The sequence below is a fragment of the Peribacillus cavernae genome, assembly GCF_003989135.1.
GTDB classification, from domain to species: domain Bacteria; phylum Bacillota; class Bacilli; order Bacillales; family DSM-1321; genus Peribacillus; species Peribacillus cavernae.
In genome coordinates this window covers 51,532-69,543 of the sequence record NZ_RYZZ01000027.1, presented here as the reverse complement: position 1 = coordinate 69,543, position 18,012 = coordinate 51,532, and the positions used below count along the sequence as shown (strand labels likewise).

17 protein-coding genes and 1 other annotated feature are annotated in these 18,012 nt (G+C 43.6%); all 17 genes read left to right on the top strand.

The features are described from left to right. Positions 1 to 1,155 precede the first annotated feature (1,155 nt). The 17 genes from ELQ35_RS16240 to rpmG all read left to right on the top strand — a co-directional run bounded on the left by ELQ35_RS16240 (position 1,156) and on the right by rpmG (position 17,967). A complete protein-coding gene (locus ELQ35_RS16240; protein WP_126866034.1) occupies positions 1,156 to 1,617 on the top strand; it encodes a CtsR family transcriptional regulator in 462 nt (153 codons plus the stop codon). Positions 1,618 to 1,639: 22 nt separating this feature from the next. Beyond that, a complete protein-coding gene (gene mcsA / locus ELQ35_RS16235) occupies positions 1,640 to 2,194 on the top strand; it encodes a protein-arginine kinase activator protein McsA (RefSeq protein WP_126866042.1) in 555 nt (184 codons plus the stop codon). Then, positions 2,191 to 3,285, top strand: a complete 1,095-nt coding sequence (gene mcsB / locus ELQ35_RS16230) for a protein-arginine kinase McsB (RefSeq protein WP_126866032.1) — start codon at positions 2,191 to 2,193, stop codon at positions 3,283 to 3,285. The genes mcsA and mcsB overlap by 4 nt, the downstream gene beginning before the upstream one ends. Then, a complete protein-coding gene (clpC, locus tag ELQ35_RS16225; RefSeq protein WP_126866030.1) occupies positions 3,282 to 5,723 on the top strand; it encodes an ATP-dependent protease ATP-binding subunit ClpC in 2,442 nt (813 codons plus the stop codon). The genes mcsB and clpC overlap by 4 nt, the downstream gene beginning before the upstream one ends. A 231-nt stretch (positions 5,724 to 5,954) precedes the next feature. Next, a complete protein-coding gene (gene radA / locus ELQ35_RS16220) occupies positions 5,955 to 7,346 on the top strand; it encodes a DNA repair protein RadA (protein ID WP_126866028.1) in 1,392 nt (463 codons plus the stop codon). Between the two features lie 2 nt (positions 7,347 to 7,348). Further along, positions 7,349 to 8,422 carry a DNA integrity scanning diadenylate cyclase DisA gene (disA, locus tag ELQ35_RS16215; protein ID WP_126866027.1) on the top strand — a complete coding sequence of 358 codons (1,074 nt, stop codon included), beginning with the start codon at positions 7,349 to 7,351 and terminating at the stop codon, positions 8,420 to 8,422. A gap of 262 nt (positions 8,423 to 8,684) precedes the next feature. After that, a complete protein-coding gene (locus tag ELQ35_RS16210; protein ID WP_126866025.1) occupies positions 8,685 to 9,773 on the top strand; it encodes a PIN/TRAM domain-containing protein in 1,089 nt (362 codons plus the stop codon). Positions 9,774 to 9,787: 14 nt separating this feature from the next. Then, positions 9,788 to 10,471: a 2-C-methyl-D-erythritol 4-phosphate cytidylyltransferase gene (gene ispD, locus ELQ35_RS16205; protein WP_126866023.1), complete on the top strand. Its 684-nt coding sequence runs from the start codon at positions 9,788 to 9,790 to the stop codon at positions 10,469 to 10,471. Between the two features lie 31 nt (positions 10,472 to 10,502). After that, positions 10,503 to 10,982 carry a 2-C-methyl-D-erythritol 2,4-cyclodiphosphate synthase gene (ispF, locus tag ELQ35_RS16200; protein ID WP_126866021.1) on the top strand — a complete coding sequence of 160 codons (480 nt, stop codon included), beginning with the start codon at positions 10,503 to 10,505 and terminating at the stop codon, positions 10,980 to 10,982. Positions 10,983 to 11,084: 102 nt separating this feature from the next. Beyond that, a complete protein-coding gene (gene gltX / locus ELQ35_RS16195; protein ID WP_126866019.1) occupies positions 11,085 to 12,542 on the top strand; it encodes a glutamate--tRNA ligase in 1,458 nt (485 codons plus the stop codon). A gap of 42 nt (positions 12,543 to 12,584) precedes the next feature. Beyond that, positions 12,585 to 12,841 (top strand) — a binding site (T-box leader). A 362-nt stretch (positions 12,842 to 13,203) separates the two neighbouring features. After that, positions 13,204 to 13,848 (top strand): serine O-acetyltransferase, encoded by a 645-nt coding sequence (gene cysE / locus ELQ35_RS16190; RefSeq protein ID WP_126866017.1) that lies wholly within the window; start codon positions 13,204 to 13,206, stop codon positions 13,846 to 13,848. Between the two features lies 1 nt (position 13,849). Beyond that, on the top strand, positions 13,850 to 15,247 hold the full coding sequence (gene cysS, locus ELQ35_RS16185; RefSeq protein ID WP_126866015.1) for a cysteine--tRNA ligase: 1,398 nt from the start codon (positions 13,850 to 13,852) through the stop codon (positions 15,245 to 15,247). A gap of 3 nt (positions 15,248 to 15,250) precedes the next feature. Beyond that, complete coding sequence (locus ELQ35_RS16180) at positions 15,251 to 15,664, top strand: Mini-ribonuclease 3 (RefSeq protein ID WP_126866013.1); 414 nt, start codon at positions 15,251 to 15,253, stop codon at positions 15,662 to 15,664. Positions 15,665 to 15,668: 4 nt separating this feature from the next. Further along, on the top strand, positions 15,669 to 16,412 hold the full coding sequence (gene rlmB, locus ELQ35_RS16175; RefSeq protein WP_126866011.1) for a 23S rRNA (guanosine(2251)-2'-O)-methyltransferase RlmB: 744 nt from the start codon (positions 15,669 to 15,671) through the stop codon (positions 16,410 to 16,412). 3 nt (positions 16,413 to 16,415) lie between these two features. Further along, positions 16,416 to 16,925 (top strand): NYN domain-containing protein, encoded by a 510-nt coding sequence (locus ELQ35_RS16170; protein WP_126866009.1) that lies wholly within the window; start codon positions 16,416 to 16,418, stop codon positions 16,923 to 16,925. A gap of 70 nt (positions 16,926 to 16,995) precedes the next feature. Next, positions 16,996 to 17,646, top strand: a complete 651-nt coding sequence (gene sigH, locus ELQ35_RS16165) for an RNA polymerase sporulation sigma factor SigH (protein WP_126866007.1) — start codon at positions 16,996 to 16,998, stop codon at positions 17,644 to 17,646. Between the two features lie 171 nt (positions 17,647 to 17,817). Beyond that, entirely contained in the window at positions 17,818 to 17,967 is a 150-nt protein-coding gene (gene rpmG, locus ELQ35_RS16160; protein WP_126866005.1) for a 50S ribosomal protein L33, read from the top strand. Positions 17,968 to 18,012: the final 45 nt, after the last annotated feature.

Genomic DNA, 18,012 nt, shown 5'->3' with positions numbered 1-18,012 from the left:
CGCCGCCAAGCAAACGAAAGACCAGTCGATGAGATTGGTCTTTTTTGATATATTAAAACTGAAGATGGAGAAATACACGAAAGAAGTAGAATGCAACTTCAAATAAAATAAAGAAAACGAAAACCTGGATATAGTAGCCCATATTCCCATTTAAGAGCGATAGGCCAAATGTAAGAGCGATCATCGAAATTTATGATCGATCGTAGTTTTTCCAATAAAATATTGAGGAGAATTCCTATGGGTTGTGGAAGAAACCTTGCCGGAATCCTACCATATTCCCAGTTAAGAGCGATTATTCAAGAGGTAAGAGCGATTATTCGGATTTAAGAGCGTTAATCCAAATGTAAGAGCGATCATCGAAATTTATGATCGATCGAAGTTTCTCTAATAGGAAAGATGAAATATTGAGCAGAAGTCCTATGAGGTTCTGGAAGAAACCTTGCCGGAATCCTACCATATTCCCAATTAAGAGCGATTATTCAGATTTATGATCGTTTAGGGGAATTTATGATCGGACAATAGATGATTTGAGCAGATTTATATCCCTCCACTAAATTGAATGGGGGAGGAACAAGAAGTACGAGGACCGGAGCGAAGGAAGCTGACGAAGAGATCCGCCGCTCATCGCCATCCAGGAGTCCGAACAGGGAAGTTGAGCTCGAGCGCCTATGGGAGTTGGGAGATTAAGGAGTTTCTCCTAAAACCCCCACATCCATGTGGCAACGGAAAAGTCAGCACATCCTGAGAGTAGGACGCCGCCAAGCAAACGAAAGACCAGTCGATGAGGCTGATCTTTTTTTGATGTTTCAAGCATACTGGGGTAAATAGTATGATAAGGACTCATGTTCGGGATGGGAACCGTAAGATATGATAAATACTCCTGTTTGAGGATGGAACACTTAAAATGAGGTTCTTCGTTCTTCAACTTATTAATAATGAAGAGGAGCAAGGAGGACGTCGCCAAGCAAACGAAAGGTTTTACCTTATTGAATATGAGGTATAAAAGTAATACACACAATTGAAAATTTAGACGTATGCAAATACATAAATGTGGGCGAAAATAAATAGTGTAACAAAAGCAATATTGTTGAATAATTTCATTTTCGTTGTATAATAATAGTCAAATATAGTCAAAGTCAGATTGGAGGAGGTTGGGTGAGGAATATATCAGATATCATTGAGAATTATTTAAAGCAGATATTAGAAATGAGCGAGAAGGATATTTTAGAGATCAAAAGAAGTGAAGTAGCGGATAGGTTTCATTGTGTTCCTTCTCAGATTAATTATGTCATTAATACCAGATTTACTATCGAAAGAGGATATGTAGTGGAGAGTAAACGAGGCGGCGGTGGTTATATCCGTATAATGAAGGTTACCTCATATGATTACGCTGACTTGGTTGATCAATTATTATCTCTAATTGGATCCCGTATTTCCCAGGCAACCGCTGAAGGAGTAATCAGCAGGCTGATAAGTGAAGATATTGTGAATAAACGGGAAGCAAAAATCATGTTAAGTGTCATGGATAGATCCGTGATATATATTGATTTACCCGACAGGGATGAGTTAAGGGCGAGAATCCTAAAAGCTATGCTTACAACTTTAAAATATAAATAAAGTGGTTCGAGAGGTGATGAAGATGATTTGCCAGGAATGTAACCAGAGACCGGCAACCCTCCATTTTACAAAAATTATCAATGGTGAAAAGGCTGAAGTCCATATTTGTGAGAAGTGCGCCCAGGAAAAAGGTGAAATGTTCATGCTGAACGGGGGATCTGGTTTTTCGATTAATAATTTACTAGCAGGATTATTAAACATAGAACCGGGCTTTCAACAGGCAAAGCCGAACACCCTTCCAAAAAAAGAAGTGCTTCGCTGTAAACAATGTAAGCTTTCATTTCCGGAGTTTGTCCATGTCGGTAAATTTGGCTGTGCCGAATGCTATGAAACCTTTAAAGATCAATTGAATCCCATTTTAAAGAGGGTACACAGCGGAAATACATCGCATCATGGTAAAATCCCTAAAAGAATTGGCGGAAGCATTCATATAAGAAAGCAAATCAATGATTTAAAACAAACTCTAAAACAGTTTATAGAACAGGAAGAGTTCGAGAATGCTGCAGAAATTCGTGACCGTATCCGAACATTGGAAAAGGAAGTAAACAAGGGTGATGAAGGAGGGAAGCAGTCTTGAGTCTTGAACATTTCTTGGAAAACGCAGCAAGCTCCTGGATGAATGAGGAGGGACCCGATTCTGATATTGTTTTAAGCTCCCGGGTTCGTCTTGCAAGGAACTTTAAAGACTTTTCATTTTCTACATTATTTTCACAAGAAGAAGCTTTGGAGATTATAAATGTAATAAAGGATCGTATCAAAAATGCAGAGATTCCAGAAATCGGGAAGCTGGAGTTTTTGCAAATAGAAAATCTTCAGCCCCTTGAAAAGCAGGTCCTAGTTGAAAAACACCTAATCAGTCCCCATTTAGCGGAAGATTCACCATATGGAGCATGCCTTGTGTCCGAAAATGAGGAAGTTAGCATCATGGTAAATGAAGAAGACCATCTGCGGATTCAATGCCTGTTTTCTGGATTGCAGTTAAATGAAGCTTTGCTTAGAGCAAATGTCATTGATGATTACATCGAAGCAAATATTGATTATGCATATGATGAAGAACGCGGTTATCTGACCAGCTGTCCGACAAATGTTGGAACTGGATTGCGTGCATCGGTGATGATGCACTTACCGGGACTGGTACTGACAAACCAAATGAATCATCTGGTTCCAGCGATTAACCAATTAGGCCTTGTTGTAAGAGGGATATATGGAGAAGGCAGTGAAGCGCTCGGCGATATCTTTCAGATTTCCAATCAAATTACACTTGGCAAGTCTGAAACGGATATCGTGGAGGATTTAACGAGCGTCGTACAGCAAGTTATCGCCCAGGAAAGATCGGCACGGGAAGCATTAGTGCAAACCTCTAACATACAATTAGAAGATAGAGTTTACCGTTCATTCGGTATTCTGCAGCATGCCCGGATCATCGAAACAAAGGAAGCCGCAAGATGTCTTTCCGATGTTAGATTGGGAATAGATCTGGGGTATATAAAAGATATTTCCAAATGTATCCTGAATGAGTTAATGATCTTGACTCAGCCGGGGTTTTTACAAAAGTATGCAGGCGGCCCTCTCCGTCCCCATGATAGGGATATAAGACGTGCTGCTTTCATTAGAGAACGATTTGAATTAGAGAAAAAAGACAATTCTGAAGGAGGAAATACCCCATGATGTTTGGCCGATTTACCGAAAGAGCCCAAAAAGTATTAGCATTAGCCCAAGAGGAAGCTATTCGTTTAGGACATAACAATATTGGCACCGAACATATTCTGCTGGGATTGGTCAGTGAAGGTGAAGGGATTGCCGCAAAGGCATTGCATGCGCTCGGATTAGGGGCGGATAAAATCCAAAAAGAAGTGGAAAATCTTATTGGCCGCGGCCAGGAAAATGCTCAGACGATTCACTATACGCCAAGAGCTAAAAAGGTGATCGAGCTATCGATGGACGAAGCCCGAAAACTGGGTCATTCCTACGTTGGTACAGAACATGTCCTTCTCGGCCTTATCCGTGAGGGAGAAGGCGTGGCTGCGAGGGTTCTTAACAACCTTGGTGTTAGCCTGAACAAAGCCCGCCAACAGGTGCTGCAGCTTTTGGGCAGCAATGAGTCAGGCGGACATCAGGGAGCCTCCTCTGCCAGTGCCAGCACACCTACCCTGGATAGCCTGGCTCGTGATTTAACTGTGATTGCCAGGGAAGGAAGCCTTGATCCGGTTATCGGCAGAAGCAAAGAAATCCAGAGGGTAATTGAAGTTCTAAGCCGCCGTACAAAAAATAACCCGGTGCTCATTGGTGAACCTGGTGTAGGTAAAACGGCGATTGCTGAAGGTCTTGCACAGCAGATTATTAACAATGAAGTGCCTGAAATTTTACGGGATAAACGTGTTATGACACTGGATATGGGTACGGTCGTTGCCGGTACCAAGTATCGCGGTGAATTCGAAGATCGTTTAAAGAAAGTAATGGATGAGATCCGCCAGGCGGGCAATATCATCCTGTTCATTGATGAACTTCACACACTTATCGGTGCCGGCGGGGCAGAAGGAGCGATTGATGCTTCAAATATCCTGAAGCCTTCCCTTGCACGAGGAGAGCTTCAATGTATTGGTGCGACAACACTTGATGAATATCGTAAATATATTGAAAAAGACGCTGCCCTTGAACGCCGCTTTCAGCCTATTCAGGTTAACGAGCCGACTATTGATGAATCGATTCGGATTCTTCAAGGGCTTCGCGATCGATATGAGGCGCATCACCGTGTATCCATTTCCGATGAGGCAATTGATGCGGCGGTTAAATTATCAGACCGGTATATTTCCGATCGTTTCTTGCCAGATAAAGCGATCGATTTAATTGATGAGGCGGGCTCCAAGGTGCGTTTACGCTCATATACAACACCGCCAAATCTAAAAGAATTAGAAGTAAAGCTTGATGAAGTAAGAAAAGAAAAGGATTCGTCTGTCCAAAGCCAAGAGTTTGAAAAGGCGGCATCTCTTCGTGATACAGAACAACGTTTGAGAGAGCAATTGGAAGAAACGAAGAAGTCTTGGAAGGAAAAACAAGGGCAGGAAAATAGCGCTGTTACTGTCGAAGACATCGCAATCGTTGTGTCCAACTGGACCGGCGTGCCCGTAACAAGACTTGCCCAAACAGAGACGGATAAATTATTGAACATGGAACAACTGCTTCATTCACGTGTCATTGGACAGGAGGAAGCTGTGATTGCTGTGGCGAAAGCAGTTCGCCGTGCAAGAGCCGGGCTTAAAGATCCTAAACGGCCGGTAGGATCCTTTATCTTCCTTGGCCCTACTGGTGTAGGGAAAACAGAGCTTGCCCGGGCGCTAGCCGAATCTATCTTTGGCGATGAAGATGCGATGATCCGCATTGATATGTCAGAGTATATGGAGAAACACTCAACCTCGCGTCTTGTTGGATCTCCTCCAGGATATGTGGGCTATGAAGAAGGCGGCCAACTAACGGAAAAAGTTCGCAGAAAACCATATTCGGTTGTGCTGCTGGATGAAATTGAAAAAGCGCATCCGGATGTATTTAATATCTTGCTTCAAGTCCTTGAAGATGGAAGATTAACTGATTCGAAAGGTCGCGTAGTTGACTTCCGCAACACGATATTGATTATGACTTCAAATGTGGGTGCACAAGTACTTAAGAGCAATAAATATGTAGGCTTTAACATCCAGGATGAAGTGCAGGATTACAAGAATATGAAAGGAAAGGTAATGGAGGAGCTTAAGAGAGCCTTCCGCCCTGAATTCCTGAACCGTATCGATGAAACCATTGTCTTCCATGCTCTTGAGAAAAAACATTTAAATGAGATTGTATCGTTGATGGCCGATCAGCTTACTGCCCGATTAAAGGATCAGGATATACTGTTAGAGCTTACGAAAGAGGCTAAAGCAAAAATTGCAGTAGAAGGCTATGATCCGGAATATGGAGCCCGACCAATCAGAAGGGCAATCCAGAAGCATATAGAAGATTATCTGTCAGAAGAGCTTTTGAAAGGCAATGTCCAAAAAGGCCAGCGGATATTGATGGATGTAGAAAACGGTCAATTTACCGTAAAACAAGTAGAAGCCGCTTCTGTGAATGAGTAATGTAAACCTCAGAGGTACACGCGACAATGCCGTGTACCTCTTTTGCTTTTTTTGAAAAGTTACGTTCGCTTAATTTTGCAAAATTCGAACGAGCGTTGAAAAAGTTGTAATTATTTGCTCATAAACTTTAGCAGGATTAAACCATGTCTCTATTTAATATCTTATATAGTAGCGTTTTTTTACGATACGAAAGTACAACTTTTTGAACTTTCGAGTAGAAAGGAAGAAAATATGGTTGCGAAAAAAAAGACAAAATTTATTTGCCAGTCGTGCGGGTATGAGTCTGCTAAATGGATGGGCAAATGTCCGGGCTGCGGCGAATGGAACAAGATGGTTGAAGAGTTTGAGGTTACGAAGCCTGCCAGAAGGGGAGCCTTTGCTCATTCAGAGTTGGCAATAGGTACCACGGATCGGAGGAAAGCTGCCCCGATCACTACCATCGAGACATCCCAGGAACCGCGAATTTCGACTGATTCGCTTGAGTTAAACCGTGCTCTCGGGGGTGGAATCGTCCAGGGGTCGCTTGTTTTAATCGGCGGAGATCCGGGCATCGGAAAGTCTACCCTTCTTTTGCAGGTCTCTTCCCAACTGGCACGGAAACAGAAAAAGGTTTTATATATTTCAGGGGAAGAATCGGTTAAGCAAACAAAGTTAAGAGCTAATCGGCTTGGCGCCACCTCTGACAATCTCTATGTTTATTCGGAAACCGATATGGATTACATCGAACAGGCCATTGGAGAGGTCAGTCCGGATCTGGTTATCATTGATTCGATTCAGACTGTTTATCAGGCGGCAGTTACTTCGGCACCGGGAAGTGTGTCGCAGGTTCGGGAATGCACGTCTTCATTAATGAGGATTGCCAAAACGAATGAAATTGCAATTTTTATTGTTGGCCACGTTACAAAGGAAGGCTCGATTGCCGGACCGAGGCTTTTAGAACATATGGTCGATACTGTTCTCTATTTTGAAGGTGAGCGGCACCACACGTACCGGATTGTCCGTGCGGTAAAGAATCGTTTTGGTTCAACTAATGAGATGGGTATTTTTGAAATGAAGGAGAATGGTCTGGAAGAGGTAAAAAATCCGTCTGAAATTTTTCTTGAAGAACGATCACAGGGCGCATCCGGATCCACGGTAGTTGCTTCAATGGAAGGTACCCGGCCTGTCCTTGTTGAAGTGCAGGCATTAATTTCTCCGACGAGCTTCGGAAATCCAAGAAGGATGGCAACCGGCATAGATCACAATCGGGTATCATTGTTAATGGCAGTATTGGAAAAAAGAGTAGGATTGCTTCTGCAAAATCAGGATGCCTATTTAAAAGTGGCCGGGGGAGTAAAGCTCGATGAACCGGCAATAGACCTGGCGATTGCTGTCAGTATTGCTTCCAGCTTTCGTGATAAACCTACTAAACAATCGGATTGCCTTATAGGTGAAGTAGGGTTGACCGGGGAAGTCAGACGGGTATCCAGAATCGAGCAGCGCGTCCAGGAAGCGGCAAAGCTTGGGTTTGAACGGATGATCCTTCCTTCTAATAACATAGGGGGGTGGACTGCCCCTGCAGGCATTGAGATTGTGGGTGTATCGACAGTTGCCGAAGCTCTTCATTATGCTTTAGGAGGGTAAGCATGACAGAAAAAAAAGTACATGAAAAGACGATGCATGAAATCTTGCGAATAGTCGCTCCCGGTTCGCCGTTACGGGAAGGGATTGATAACGTTCTTCGGGCGAATACAGGCGGGCTTATTGTGGTAGGTTATAACGAAAAAGTGAAGTCAATCGTGGATGGGGGATTTCAAATTAATTGTCGATGTACCCCGAGCACGCTTTATGAACTTGCCAAAATGGACGGGGCCATCATTTTGAATGAAAAAGCTGATAAAATTATCCTTGCTAACGGACAGCTGGCGCCAGATTCGGCTATCCCTTCCACAGAGACAGGAATGCGGCACCGTACCGCAGAACGCGTTGCCAGGGAAACAAAGAGTTTAGTCATTGCCATATCACAGCGCCGGAATGTCATAACGCTTTACCAGGGGGATCTCCGTTATGCACTAAAGGATATTGCTGTGATTCTTGCAAAAGCCAATCTTGCGATACAGACGCTGGAAAAATACAAAGCGGTCCTACAGCAGAGCATTTCCGATCTAAGCTTTTTGGAATTCGAAGAGATTGTAACGTATGCTGACCTGTTGCGGGTATTCCACCGTTATGTAATGGTGCTTAGAATAAAAGGGGAGCTTCTGTCCTATTTAAATGAACTTGGTACAGAAGGAAGGCTGATCCGGCTTCAGATGAATGAGCTTTTATCAGATTCGGAAGCAGAAGGGGCACTTCTTATTAAAGATTATTCGTTTGAAAAGGAAGGAAAACCAGCTACTGCCGTTCAACGCCTCTCGGAGCTGGCTCAGCAGGAGATCCTTGAGGACAGCGTGCTCTTGAAAGTGCTTGGCTATAATGGTTATATTCATCTTGATGAGAGTGTCAACCCAAGAGGCTACCGGATGTTAAATAAAATCCCGCGGCTTCCCGGGCTCATTGTTGAAAACCTTGTGAACCGTTTTGGGAACTTTACCAATGTAACAAACGCGACAGTAGGAGAATTAGATGATGTGGAAGGAATCGGGGAGGTCCGGGCAAAAAAGATTCAGGAAGGTCTAAGAATGTTAAGAAATCAGCTGGTCACAGAAAGAAAAATATAAAATAGAGAACATATACTCCTCTCGGTCCAGCTTGATTAATGCCCCTGTTTTGAAAGTGCGGATCAGGGTGATATTTTTTGACACCTAACTATCTGGGTGCTAGTCTAGTGGTAAGAAAGCCTGTTTGATTATCTTCGCTTACTCTCTTACTTATCCCGATTCCTATATAGTTCCATTGCCTTTCCATACCGTTTTAAAAACCTTCTTTAATATGGTTTCATTTTGTTGATTTTGTTAATAATGAGTAGAAGGAGGTGAAGGGATGTTAAAACGCATTATACAAGCATGCTTCTTAATAATAGGCGGAACTCTGGGAATCTTCCTTATTCCTGAATTATTAACCGTCTTACATGCAGATCATATTGCATTTATAAACAATCCTTATGTTGCTGTAATCTTAGGTGCTATTATATTCTATCTTTTTACTTTTTGGGCAGTAGATTATGTAGTGGATTTCATTAAATGGTTCGAGGAACTTCTTGTAAAGGCCCCTATTACCGATATAATCTTTGGGAGTCTTGGCTTGATTGTCGGCCTTTTTGTTGCCTTTTTAATAGGGTATGCTTTAAACGCTATCCAAGTCCCTGTTTTGAATACCGCTGCACCGATCTTATTAACGCTGCTGTTCGGCTATCTTGGATTCCAGGTAGGGTTTAAAAAACGCGATGAACTATTAACTCTCTTTTCCAAGAACAACAAGAAGAAAGGCGAATCCGATTCCGATGAAGCGGAACCAGCAGGCAGCCCTGTCAAAATTCTGGACACGAGCGTGATCATCGATGGACGGATTGCGGATATTTGCCAGACTGGATTCCTGGAGGGAACAATTGTCATCCCCCAATTTGTGTTAGCAGAACTTCAGCATATTGCCGACTCCTCTGACGCATTAAAAAGAAACCGGGGACGCCGGGGGTTGGATATCCTTAATCGAATTCAAAAAGAATTATCAGTAAACGTGGAAATGTATGAGGGCGATTTTGAAGATATTCAGGAAGTGGACAGCAAGCTTGTAAAGCTCGCGAAGGTAATGAATGGAATTGTTGTAACCAATGACTTTAATTTAAATAAGGTATGTGAATTCCAAAACGTTTCGGTACTGAATATCAATGATTTAGCGAATGCCGTGAAGCCGGTTGTACTGCCTGGAGAAGAAATGAATGTACAAGTTATTAAGGATGGCAAGGAACAAAATCAAGGTATTGCTTACTTAGATGACGGCACGATGATTGTCGTGGAAGGCGGCCGTGACCATATCGGAAAACGTCTTGAAGTAATTGTAACGAGTGTTTTGCAAACATCTGCGGGCCGAATGATTTTTGCCAAGCCTAAACTTTTGGAAAAAGCATTATAGTAGGGAGGAGCATTATGTTCTATGAAGTGGTCATTCCTGCGGCAGGGCGAGGCACTAGAATGAAAGCGGCAAAGAACAAGCTGTTTATTGAGCTTGCCGGAAAACCGATTATTGCCTATACGCTTGAGGTGTTTGAAACTGATCCGGAATGTGGCGGCATTATTCTTTCCATTAATCCAGCCGAAGAAGAAATGTTTCAATCTATCATAAGCGAGTATAAATTAAAAAAGGTCAAAAAACTGGTTCCAGGTGGGAAGGAACGGCAGCAGAGCGTTTTTAACGGACTTAAGCACATAGATGAAAACTCGATTGTTTTAATCCATGACGGGGCGCGCCCATTTATCGGGCACGGTCTTGTCAGGGAGCTAGCCGACGCTGCTTTCCAGTATGGAGGGGCAGTAACCGCGGTGCCGGTAAAGGACACAATCAAAAAAGCAAAAGATAAAGCGGTGGTCGAAACCGTGGAACGATCGAGCTTGTGGGCAGTGCAGACACCACAAGCTTTTCGCGTGTCCACCCTGATTCAAGCGCATGAAAGAGCAGAGGAGGAGCAATTTCTAGGTACGGACGATGCCAGCCTTCTTGAAAGGATTGGCGAAGCTGTAATGATCATTGAAGGGAATTATGATAACCTCAAAATTACGACACCGGAAGATCTCTATGTAGCGGAAGCGATTTTACATAAAACTCGTACTTAATACGGATGGAACAAAAGGGGAGATTAGAACCATGTTTCGAATCGGACAGGGATTTGACGTACACCAGCTGGTGGAAGGCCGCCCGTTAATCATAGGGGGAGTGACCATCCCATATGAAAAAGGGTTATTAGGCCATTCAGATGCAGATGTATTGCTTCATACAGTGGCCGATGCCTGCCTCGGGGCAATTGGTGCTGGAGATATTGGCAAGCATTTTCCGGATACAGATCCTGAATTTAAAAATGCAGATTCAGCGAAGCTTTTAGAGCATGTCTGGCAGCTTGTGAAAAAAGAAGGATATGTACTTGGAAATATAGATTGCACGATCATTGCCCAAAGTCCTAAGATGGCCCCTTATATCGGGCAAATGAGAGAGCGGATCGCTGGGCTGCTCGAGGCATCAACAGAACAGATTAATGTGAAAGCGACCACGACTGAAAAGCTTGGATTTACGGGGAGAAGCGAAGGGGTCGCATCCCAGGCTGTGGTTTTATTGATAAAAGCCAACTAAACCTATTTGTAGTCTTGCAGGGTGCTTTATTCTCTTACCTTGAGATGGTAGAATAGAACGATACTGGATATTTGAGATGTAGAGCATAGGAGGCGTCAAACGATGAGTAGCGAGATTCGTGTGCGTTATGCACCAAGTCCAACCGGACATTTACATATAGGAAATGCGCGGACGGCCTTATTCAATTATCTTTTTGCCCGGAATAGGGGCGGAAAATTCATCATCCGGATTGAAGATACCGACCAAAAGCGCAACATTGAAGGCGGGGAAGAAAGCCAGCTAAGCTATTTGAAATGGCTTGGGATGGATTGGGATGAAAGCGTCGATAAGGGTGGAGAGTATGGGCCGTACCGCCAATCTGAACGCAATGATATTTATGGGGAACTGTATCAACAGTTGCTTGAAGAAGAGCTTGCCTATAAATGCTATTGTACGGAAGAAGAACTTGAAGCAGAGCGAGAAGCCCAGATAGCTGAGAATGAAACACCGAAATACTCTGGAAAGTGCCGCCGCTTAACAGATGAAGATCGTGCAAAGCTTGAGGCAGAAGGAATAGAGCCAAGCATCCGATTCGTTGTCCCTGAAAGAAAGGTATATCAATTTACCGATCTGGTCAAAGAAGATGTGTCTTTCGAATCAGATGGCATCGGAGATTGGGTAATCGTAAAGAAAGACGGAATTCCTACCTATAATTTCGCTGTTGCTATCGATGATCATTTGATGGAAATCTCCCATGTTCTGCGCGGTGATGACCATATTTCCAACACGCCGAAACAATTAATGATTTATGAAGCTTTTGGCTGGGAACCGCCGGTCTTCGGCCATATGACGCTGATTGTCAATGAAAGCCGGAAAAAACTGAGCAAACGAGATGAATCGATTATTCAGTTCATTGAACAATACGAAGAGATCGGTTATCTGCCAGAAGCCCTTTTCAACTTCATTGCACTTTTAGGATGGTCTCCGGCCGGAGAAGAAGAACTTTTTTCAAAAGAGGAATTTATCAAGCTCTTCGATGAAGACAGATTATCGAAGTCGCCAGCGCTTTTTGATAAGCAAAAGCTTACCTGGATGAACAACCAATATGTAAAGCAACTCGAGCTCGACCGTGCTGTGGAAATTTCGGTGCCTCATCTTATCAAAGCCGGCAAGGTATCTGAAAATAGGAATGCAGAGGAAAACGACTGGGTTCGGAATCTCGTTGCCCTTTATCAGGAACAGATGAGTTACGGAGCGGAAATTGTTGAACTTTCACCTTTGTTCTTCAAAGATGAAATCGAGTATGAAGATGAGGCGAAGGAAGTCCTTGCGGAGGAACAGGTCCCGGAGGTTATCGCCGCTTTCCTTGAAGAAATAAACAAGCTTGCGGAATTTACCGCTGGTGAAATTAAGTCAGCAATCAAAGCTGTCCAAAAAAACACAGGCCAGAAAGGCAAAAAGCTGTTCATGCCAATTCGTGCCGCTGCCACTGGCCAAACCCATGGACCCGACCTGCCCAAGGCAATCGCGCTATTAGGCGAAGAAAAAATTAAACAGCGTCTGCAAGGAATTTTACATTAACGATTCATAACAAGTATAATATAGTAATAATTAATCTTAAACTTGACTGCGTAGATGGGGAGAAGTAAAGATATGATGCTTTGCAGAGAGAACCATATTTGGTGAAAATGGTTCAAGCCGCTCATTACTTGAAATGCACCCCTGAGTCCTTTGTTGAACCTCTTATAAGTAGGCAAAGGCGGCGATTCCTCCGTTATCGGGAAAAGAGTTGGGGATGGCAATTATCGAAAGGCAGGTATGATGCCTGGATAAAATACATTCCAAACAGAGTGGAACCGCGCACAGAAAGCGTCTCTGTCTTTATACAGAGGCGCTTTTTTATGTGTTTTTTTAAAATGATAGCTTTTTTATTATGACTGATGTCTAGCTCCAGCGCCTAGCCCCTCGAGGTCATAAGCCAATCATCTGATGGGGAGAAAATCGCTCCCCATACAGCTGCTCGTCTTATGCTTGTCGGGGCTGAACAAGGCGCTTGCGCTTTTCTAACATTATAAGAAGTACAACTTTTCAATGGGAATGGTGTCTAGCTCCAGCGCCTAGCCCCTCGAGGTCATAAGCCGATCATCTGATGGGGAGAAAATCGCTCCCCATACAGCTGCTCGTCTTATGCTTGTCGGGGCTGAACAAGGCGCTTGCGCTTTTCTAATAGGAGGGAACAATCGTGTTTAAAGTATTTAAAGAAGATATCGAAGTAATCTTTGATCAAGATCCCGCAGCACGCAGTTATATCGAAGTGATCCTTACTTATTCTGGACTCCATGCGATTTGGAGCCATCGGCTGGCACATGCTTTTTTCAACAAAAAGCTTTATTTTCTTGCAAGGGTGATTTCGCAAATCAGCCGCTTTTTTACAGGAATTGAAATCCATCCTGGCGCTAGGATTGGCAGGCGGTTTTTTATCGACCATGGAATGGGTGTTGTGATCGGGGAAACCTGTGAGATCGGCGATAATGTTTCTGTGTTCCAGGCAGTTACTCTTGGAGGTACGGGTAAAGAAAAAGGGAAAAGGCATCCTACAATAAAGGATAATGTCTTAATCGCGGCGGGAGCAAAGGTCCTCGGATCGATCACGATCGGGGAAAATTCGAAAATCGGAGCCGGGTCTGTCGTCCTGAAGGAAGTGCCCGCTAATTCAACCGTCGTAGGCATTCCGGGAAAAGTCGTCATCAGGGACGGTGTGAAAGTGAAAGACCTGAATCATACAGACTTACCTGATCCAACCGCTGACCGGTTCAAGGCAATGGAAAAGGAAATAGCTGCTTGTAAAACAGAATTGGAAAACTTAAAAAAAGAAAGGGTCAACTAAAATGGCAATCAAAATCTATAACACATTAACAAGGCAAAAGGAAGAATTTAAGCCATTAGAAGAAGGAAAGGTCAAAATGTATGTATGCGGCCCGACTGTTTATAACTATATCCATATCGGGAATGCAAGACCGGCCATCGTATTTGATACCGTTCGCAGATACTTCGGCTACCGCGGCTACGATATTCAGTTTGTTTCCAACTTTACTGATGTCGACGACAAGCTAATCCGTGCAGCCAAAGAGATGGGTGAGGATGTGCCGACAATTTCCGATCGTTTTATTAATGCTTATTATGAAGACGTGTCTGCGCTTGGCTGCAAGAAAGCGGATGCCCATCCGCGTGTGATGGAAAACATGGGTATCATTATCGAGTTCATTGAAACGTTGATTGAAAAGGGCTATGCCTACGAATCAGAAGGAGACGTATATTACCGTACCCGCAAGTTCGATACGTACGGAAAGCTATCCCATCAATCAATCGATGAATTGCGGGTTGGCGCCCGGATTGAAGTCGGTGAAAAGAAACAGGACGCTCTTGATTTTGCCTTATGGAAAGCGGCAAAGATAGGCGAAATATCCTGGGACAGTCCATGGGGAAAAGGCCGTCCTGGCTGGCATATCGAATGCTCAGCGATGGTGAAGAAATATCTCGGTGATACCATCGACATTCACGCAGGCGGACAGGACTTGGCGTTCCCGCATCACGAAAATGAAATTGCCCAATCGGAGGCACTGACTGGCAAGCCGTTTGCAAACTATTGGATGCACAATGGGTATATCAATATTGATAATGAAAAGATGTCCAAATCATTGGGTAACTTCGTTCTGGTACATGATATCATTCAAAAGCATGACCCGCAGGTGCTGCGCTTTTTCATGTTATCCGTCCATTACCGTCACCCGATTAACTATAGTGAAGAGCTTCTGGTTAATATGAAAGCCTCGTTGGACCGTTTAAAAACATCTTATCAGAACCTGAAGCACCGCAAGAGCTCGAGCGACGGCTTAACGGAAAATAATCAGGAATGGCTTCAAAAAATCAATCGTATCCATGAAGAATTCATTCAAGAAATGGATGACGATTTTAATACAGCGAATGCAATCTCTGTGTTGTTCGAGCTTTCCAGGCAGGCAAACTATTATTTGATGGAAAAGAATACCGATAAAGAAGTCATTCAAGCTTTCATCGATGAATTCAAAGACTTGTTTCATGTACTCGGGCTGTCAATAGAAGAGGAAACACTTGTTGATGAAGAAATTGAAAAGCTGATTCAACAGCGGATCCAAGCTCGTAAGGACCGCAACTTCCAGCTTTCTGATGAAATTCGCGACCGTCTAAAGAGCATGAATATCATCCTCGAAGATACACCGCAGGGTACAAGATGGAAAAGAGGATGAGGCATGCTTCCTTATGAAGACAAAATTGATGAGAAAATTCTCAACAGCCTTGCGCTCGCATACATGGGCGATGCCGTATTTGAAACGTATATCCGGCATCACCTTATTCAAAAAGGAGCCGTCAAGCCGCACCTTTTGCATAGAGAAGCAACACATTTTGTGTCTGCGAAGGCCCAGAGCAGGATGGTTCACTTCCTCCTCGAAAGGGAAAAGCTAACAGAAGAGGAATTGGCGGTCGTACGAAGAGGAAGGAATGCAAAGTCCGGGACGGTCCCTAAGAACACGGATGTGCAAACATACCGGTATGGTACCGCTTTTGAGGCGCTAATCGGTTACCTTTATTTGGAAGAACGAAACGAGCGGCTCGAAGAAATCATTATTCAATCGATTCAATTCATTGAAGAGGAAAGGAGATGAACAAATGAGCGAAGAATTCATTATTGGAAGAAACCCGGTTTTGGAAGCGTTACGGTCTGAGCGGGAAATCAATAAAATCTGGATTGCTGAAGGTTCTCAAAAAGGGCAAATGCAGCAAATCATCGGCATTGCTAAGGAAAGACAGGTCCTGCTGCAATTCGTTCCAAAGAAAAAAGTCGACCAAATGTCTGACGGAAACCATCAAGGTGTCATTGCACAGGTGGCAGCTTACTCTTATGCTGAATTGGATGACCTGTTCGCACGGGCCGAGGAACGAAACGAAGCGCCCTTTTTCCTTTTACTGGATGAAATTGAAGATCCGCATAACCTGGGATCGATTATGAGAACAGCGGATGCCGTCGGGGCACATGGCATCATAATCCCGAAGCGGAGAGCTGTTGGTTTGACGGCAACGGTGGCGAAATTATCTACCGGGGCAATCGAGTACATTCCGGTTGTGCGTGTAACGAATATGGCAAGGGCAATAGATGAAATGAAGGAACGAGGTGTCTGGATCGTCGGTACGGATGCAAAAGGAAGCGATGATTACCGCAGCATGGATGGCAGCATGCCGATTGGCCTCGTTATTGGAAGTGAGGGCAAAGGCATGGGCAGGCTGATAAAAGATAAATGCGATTTTCTGATTCGCTTGCCAATGGCAGGAATGATAAGTTCATTGAATGCGTCCGTCGCCGCGGGATTATTGATGTATGAGGTTTATCGTAAAAGGCACCCTTTAGGGGAATAAACGATGAACATTCTGTTGGTGGACGGTTACAATATTATTGGGGCATGGCCGGAACTAAAAGAATTAAAGGAACGGGATTTTTCAGCTGCCAGAGATCGTTTAATTGAAAGGATGGCTGAATACCAGGCGTTTACCGGTTTTCGTGTCATCATTGTTTTTGATGCCCATTTTGTCCAGGGAACCCAGCGCAAATATGAAAATTATAAAATAGAGGTAATTTTCACAAAGGAAAATGAAACAGCGGATGAACGGATTGAAAAGCTGGCAAGCGACTTGAATAATATCAAAACACAAATTCACGTAGCCACCTCTGATTTTACGGAACAATGGGTGATTTTTGGACAAGGGGCATTGCGGAAATCTGCCCGCGAGCTTCTCAATGAGATGAATCATATAGATCGGGAAATCGAAAAAAGCGTCAAAAGAACGACGAAAAAAAAGCCAGCTTCCAAGATTGCCCTCAGTGATGAAGTGGCTGAAATTTTTGAAAAATGGCGCCGGGGACAGCTTTGAGTGATTGACGTCTAAAAATTCTCTACTGTATAATATTTCTATCTATTGTGTGCGTTCGGGGGGTTAAAACATGGATGTCAACTTCGGAAGGAAACTAAATGATAAATATTTGCAATTTGAAGATGATGGACTTGTGGAATTAGTGCACAAGGGTGACAGTGAAGCGCTCGATTATCTGATCCATAAATATCGCAATTTCGTAAGAGCGAAAGCCCGTACGTATTTCCTGATAGGCGCTGATAAGGAAGATATCGTTCAAGAGGGTATGATTGGCCTTTACAAAGCGATCCGCGATTTTAAGGGAGACAAGCTTACTTCCTTCAAAGCTTTTGCCGAGCTTTGCATTACCAGGCAATTTATTACGGCTATCAAAACGGCAACCAGACAAAAACATATCCCGCTTAATTCTTATGTTTCCCTGGACAAGCCCATCTATGATGAAGAATCGGACAGGACACTGATGGATGTCATTTCAGGGACAAAAATCCTCGATCCCGAAGCTTTGTTTATCAACAAGGAAGAATTCGATGATATTGAATTGAAGATGGCCGAGCTGTTGAGTGATCTGGAAAGAAAAGTCCTGGCCCTGTACCTTGATGGACAATCCTATCAGGAAATTTCCGGGGAATTGAACCGCCATGTGAAATCGATTGATAATGCCCTCCAGCGTGTAAAAAGAAAACTCGAACATTATTTGGAAGTGAGAGAGATCACCTTATAACAAAAGGAAAGCGATAGCTTTTCGAGGATGTGCTGACGTCGACGTTCGCCACAGGACGTGGCGGGTTTTAGTCGACGTTCCTTTTACAAAAGGTGCTTCCGCTTTTCGTGTTGACAATAAAAGTAAGCCGTGATAAGGTTTTTAAGGATGTATAGATAGGTGGCGTGCGATATGAGAAAGAAGGTAATCCTGGCTTGTACGGACTGCGATTCCAGAAACTACACTTCTGAAAGCAATAGGGAGTCTAGTCCAGAACGCCTTGAAATTAAGAAATTCTGCAGTACTTGCAACGCCCATACGATGCATAAAGAAACAAAGTAACAGTTTAAATAGAAGCGAAAGTGCTATCCATACAGTGGTTGGGGG

Excerpts from the sequence above, each read along its gene's own strand:
- mcsA (WP_126866042.1), top strand. The coding sequence starts at position 1,640 with ATGATTTGCCAGGAATGTAACCAGAGACCGGCAACCCTCCATTTTACA.
- clpC (WP_126866030.1), top strand. The coding sequence starts at position 3,282 with ATGATGTTTGGCCGATTTACCGAAAGAGCCCAAAAAGTATTAGCATTA.
- radA (WP_126866028.1), top strand. The coding sequence starts at position 5,955 with ATGGTTGCGAAAAAAAAGACAAAATTTATTTGCCAGTCGTGCGGGTAT.
- disA (WP_126866027.1), top strand. The coding sequence starts at position 7,349 with ATGACAGAAAAAAAAGTACATGAAAAGACGATGCATGAAATCTTGCGA.
- ELQ35_RS16210 (WP_126866025.1), top strand. The coding sequence starts at position 8,685 with ATGTTAAAACGCATTATACAAGCATGCTTCTTAATAATAGGCGGAACT.
- ispD (WP_126866023.1), top strand. The coding sequence starts at position 9,788 with ATGTTCTATGAAGTGGTCATTCCTGCGGCAGGGCGAGGCACTAGAATG.
- ispF (WP_126866021.1), top strand. The coding sequence starts at position 10,503 with ATGTTTCGAATCGGACAGGGATTTGACGTACACCAGCTGGTGGAAGGC.
- gltX (WP_126866019.1), top strand. The coding sequence starts at position 11,085 with ATGAGTAGCGAGATTCGTGTGCGTTATGCACCAAGTCCAACCGGACAT.
- cysS (WP_126866015.1), top strand. The coding sequence starts at position 13,850 with ATGGCAATCAAAATCTATAACACATTAACAAGGCAAAAGGAAGAATTT.
- ELQ35_RS16180 (WP_126866013.1), top strand. The coding sequence starts at position 15,251 with ATGCTTCCTTATGAAGACAAAATTGATGAGAAAATTCTCAACAGCCTT.
- rlmB (WP_126866011.1), top strand. The coding sequence starts at position 15,669 with ATGAGCGAAGAATTCATTATTGGAAGAAACCCGGTTTTGGAAGCGTTA.
- ELQ35_RS16170 (WP_126866009.1), top strand. The coding sequence starts at position 16,416 with ATGAACATTCTGTTGGTGGACGGTTACAATATTATTGGGGCATGGCCG.
- sigH (WP_126866007.1), top strand. The coding sequence starts at position 16,996 with ATGGATGTCAACTTCGGAAGGAAACTAAATGATAAATATTTGCAATTT.
- rpmG (WP_126866005.1), top strand. The coding sequence starts at position 17,818 with ATGAGAAAGAAGGTAATCCTGGCTTGTACGGACTGCGATTCCAGAAAC.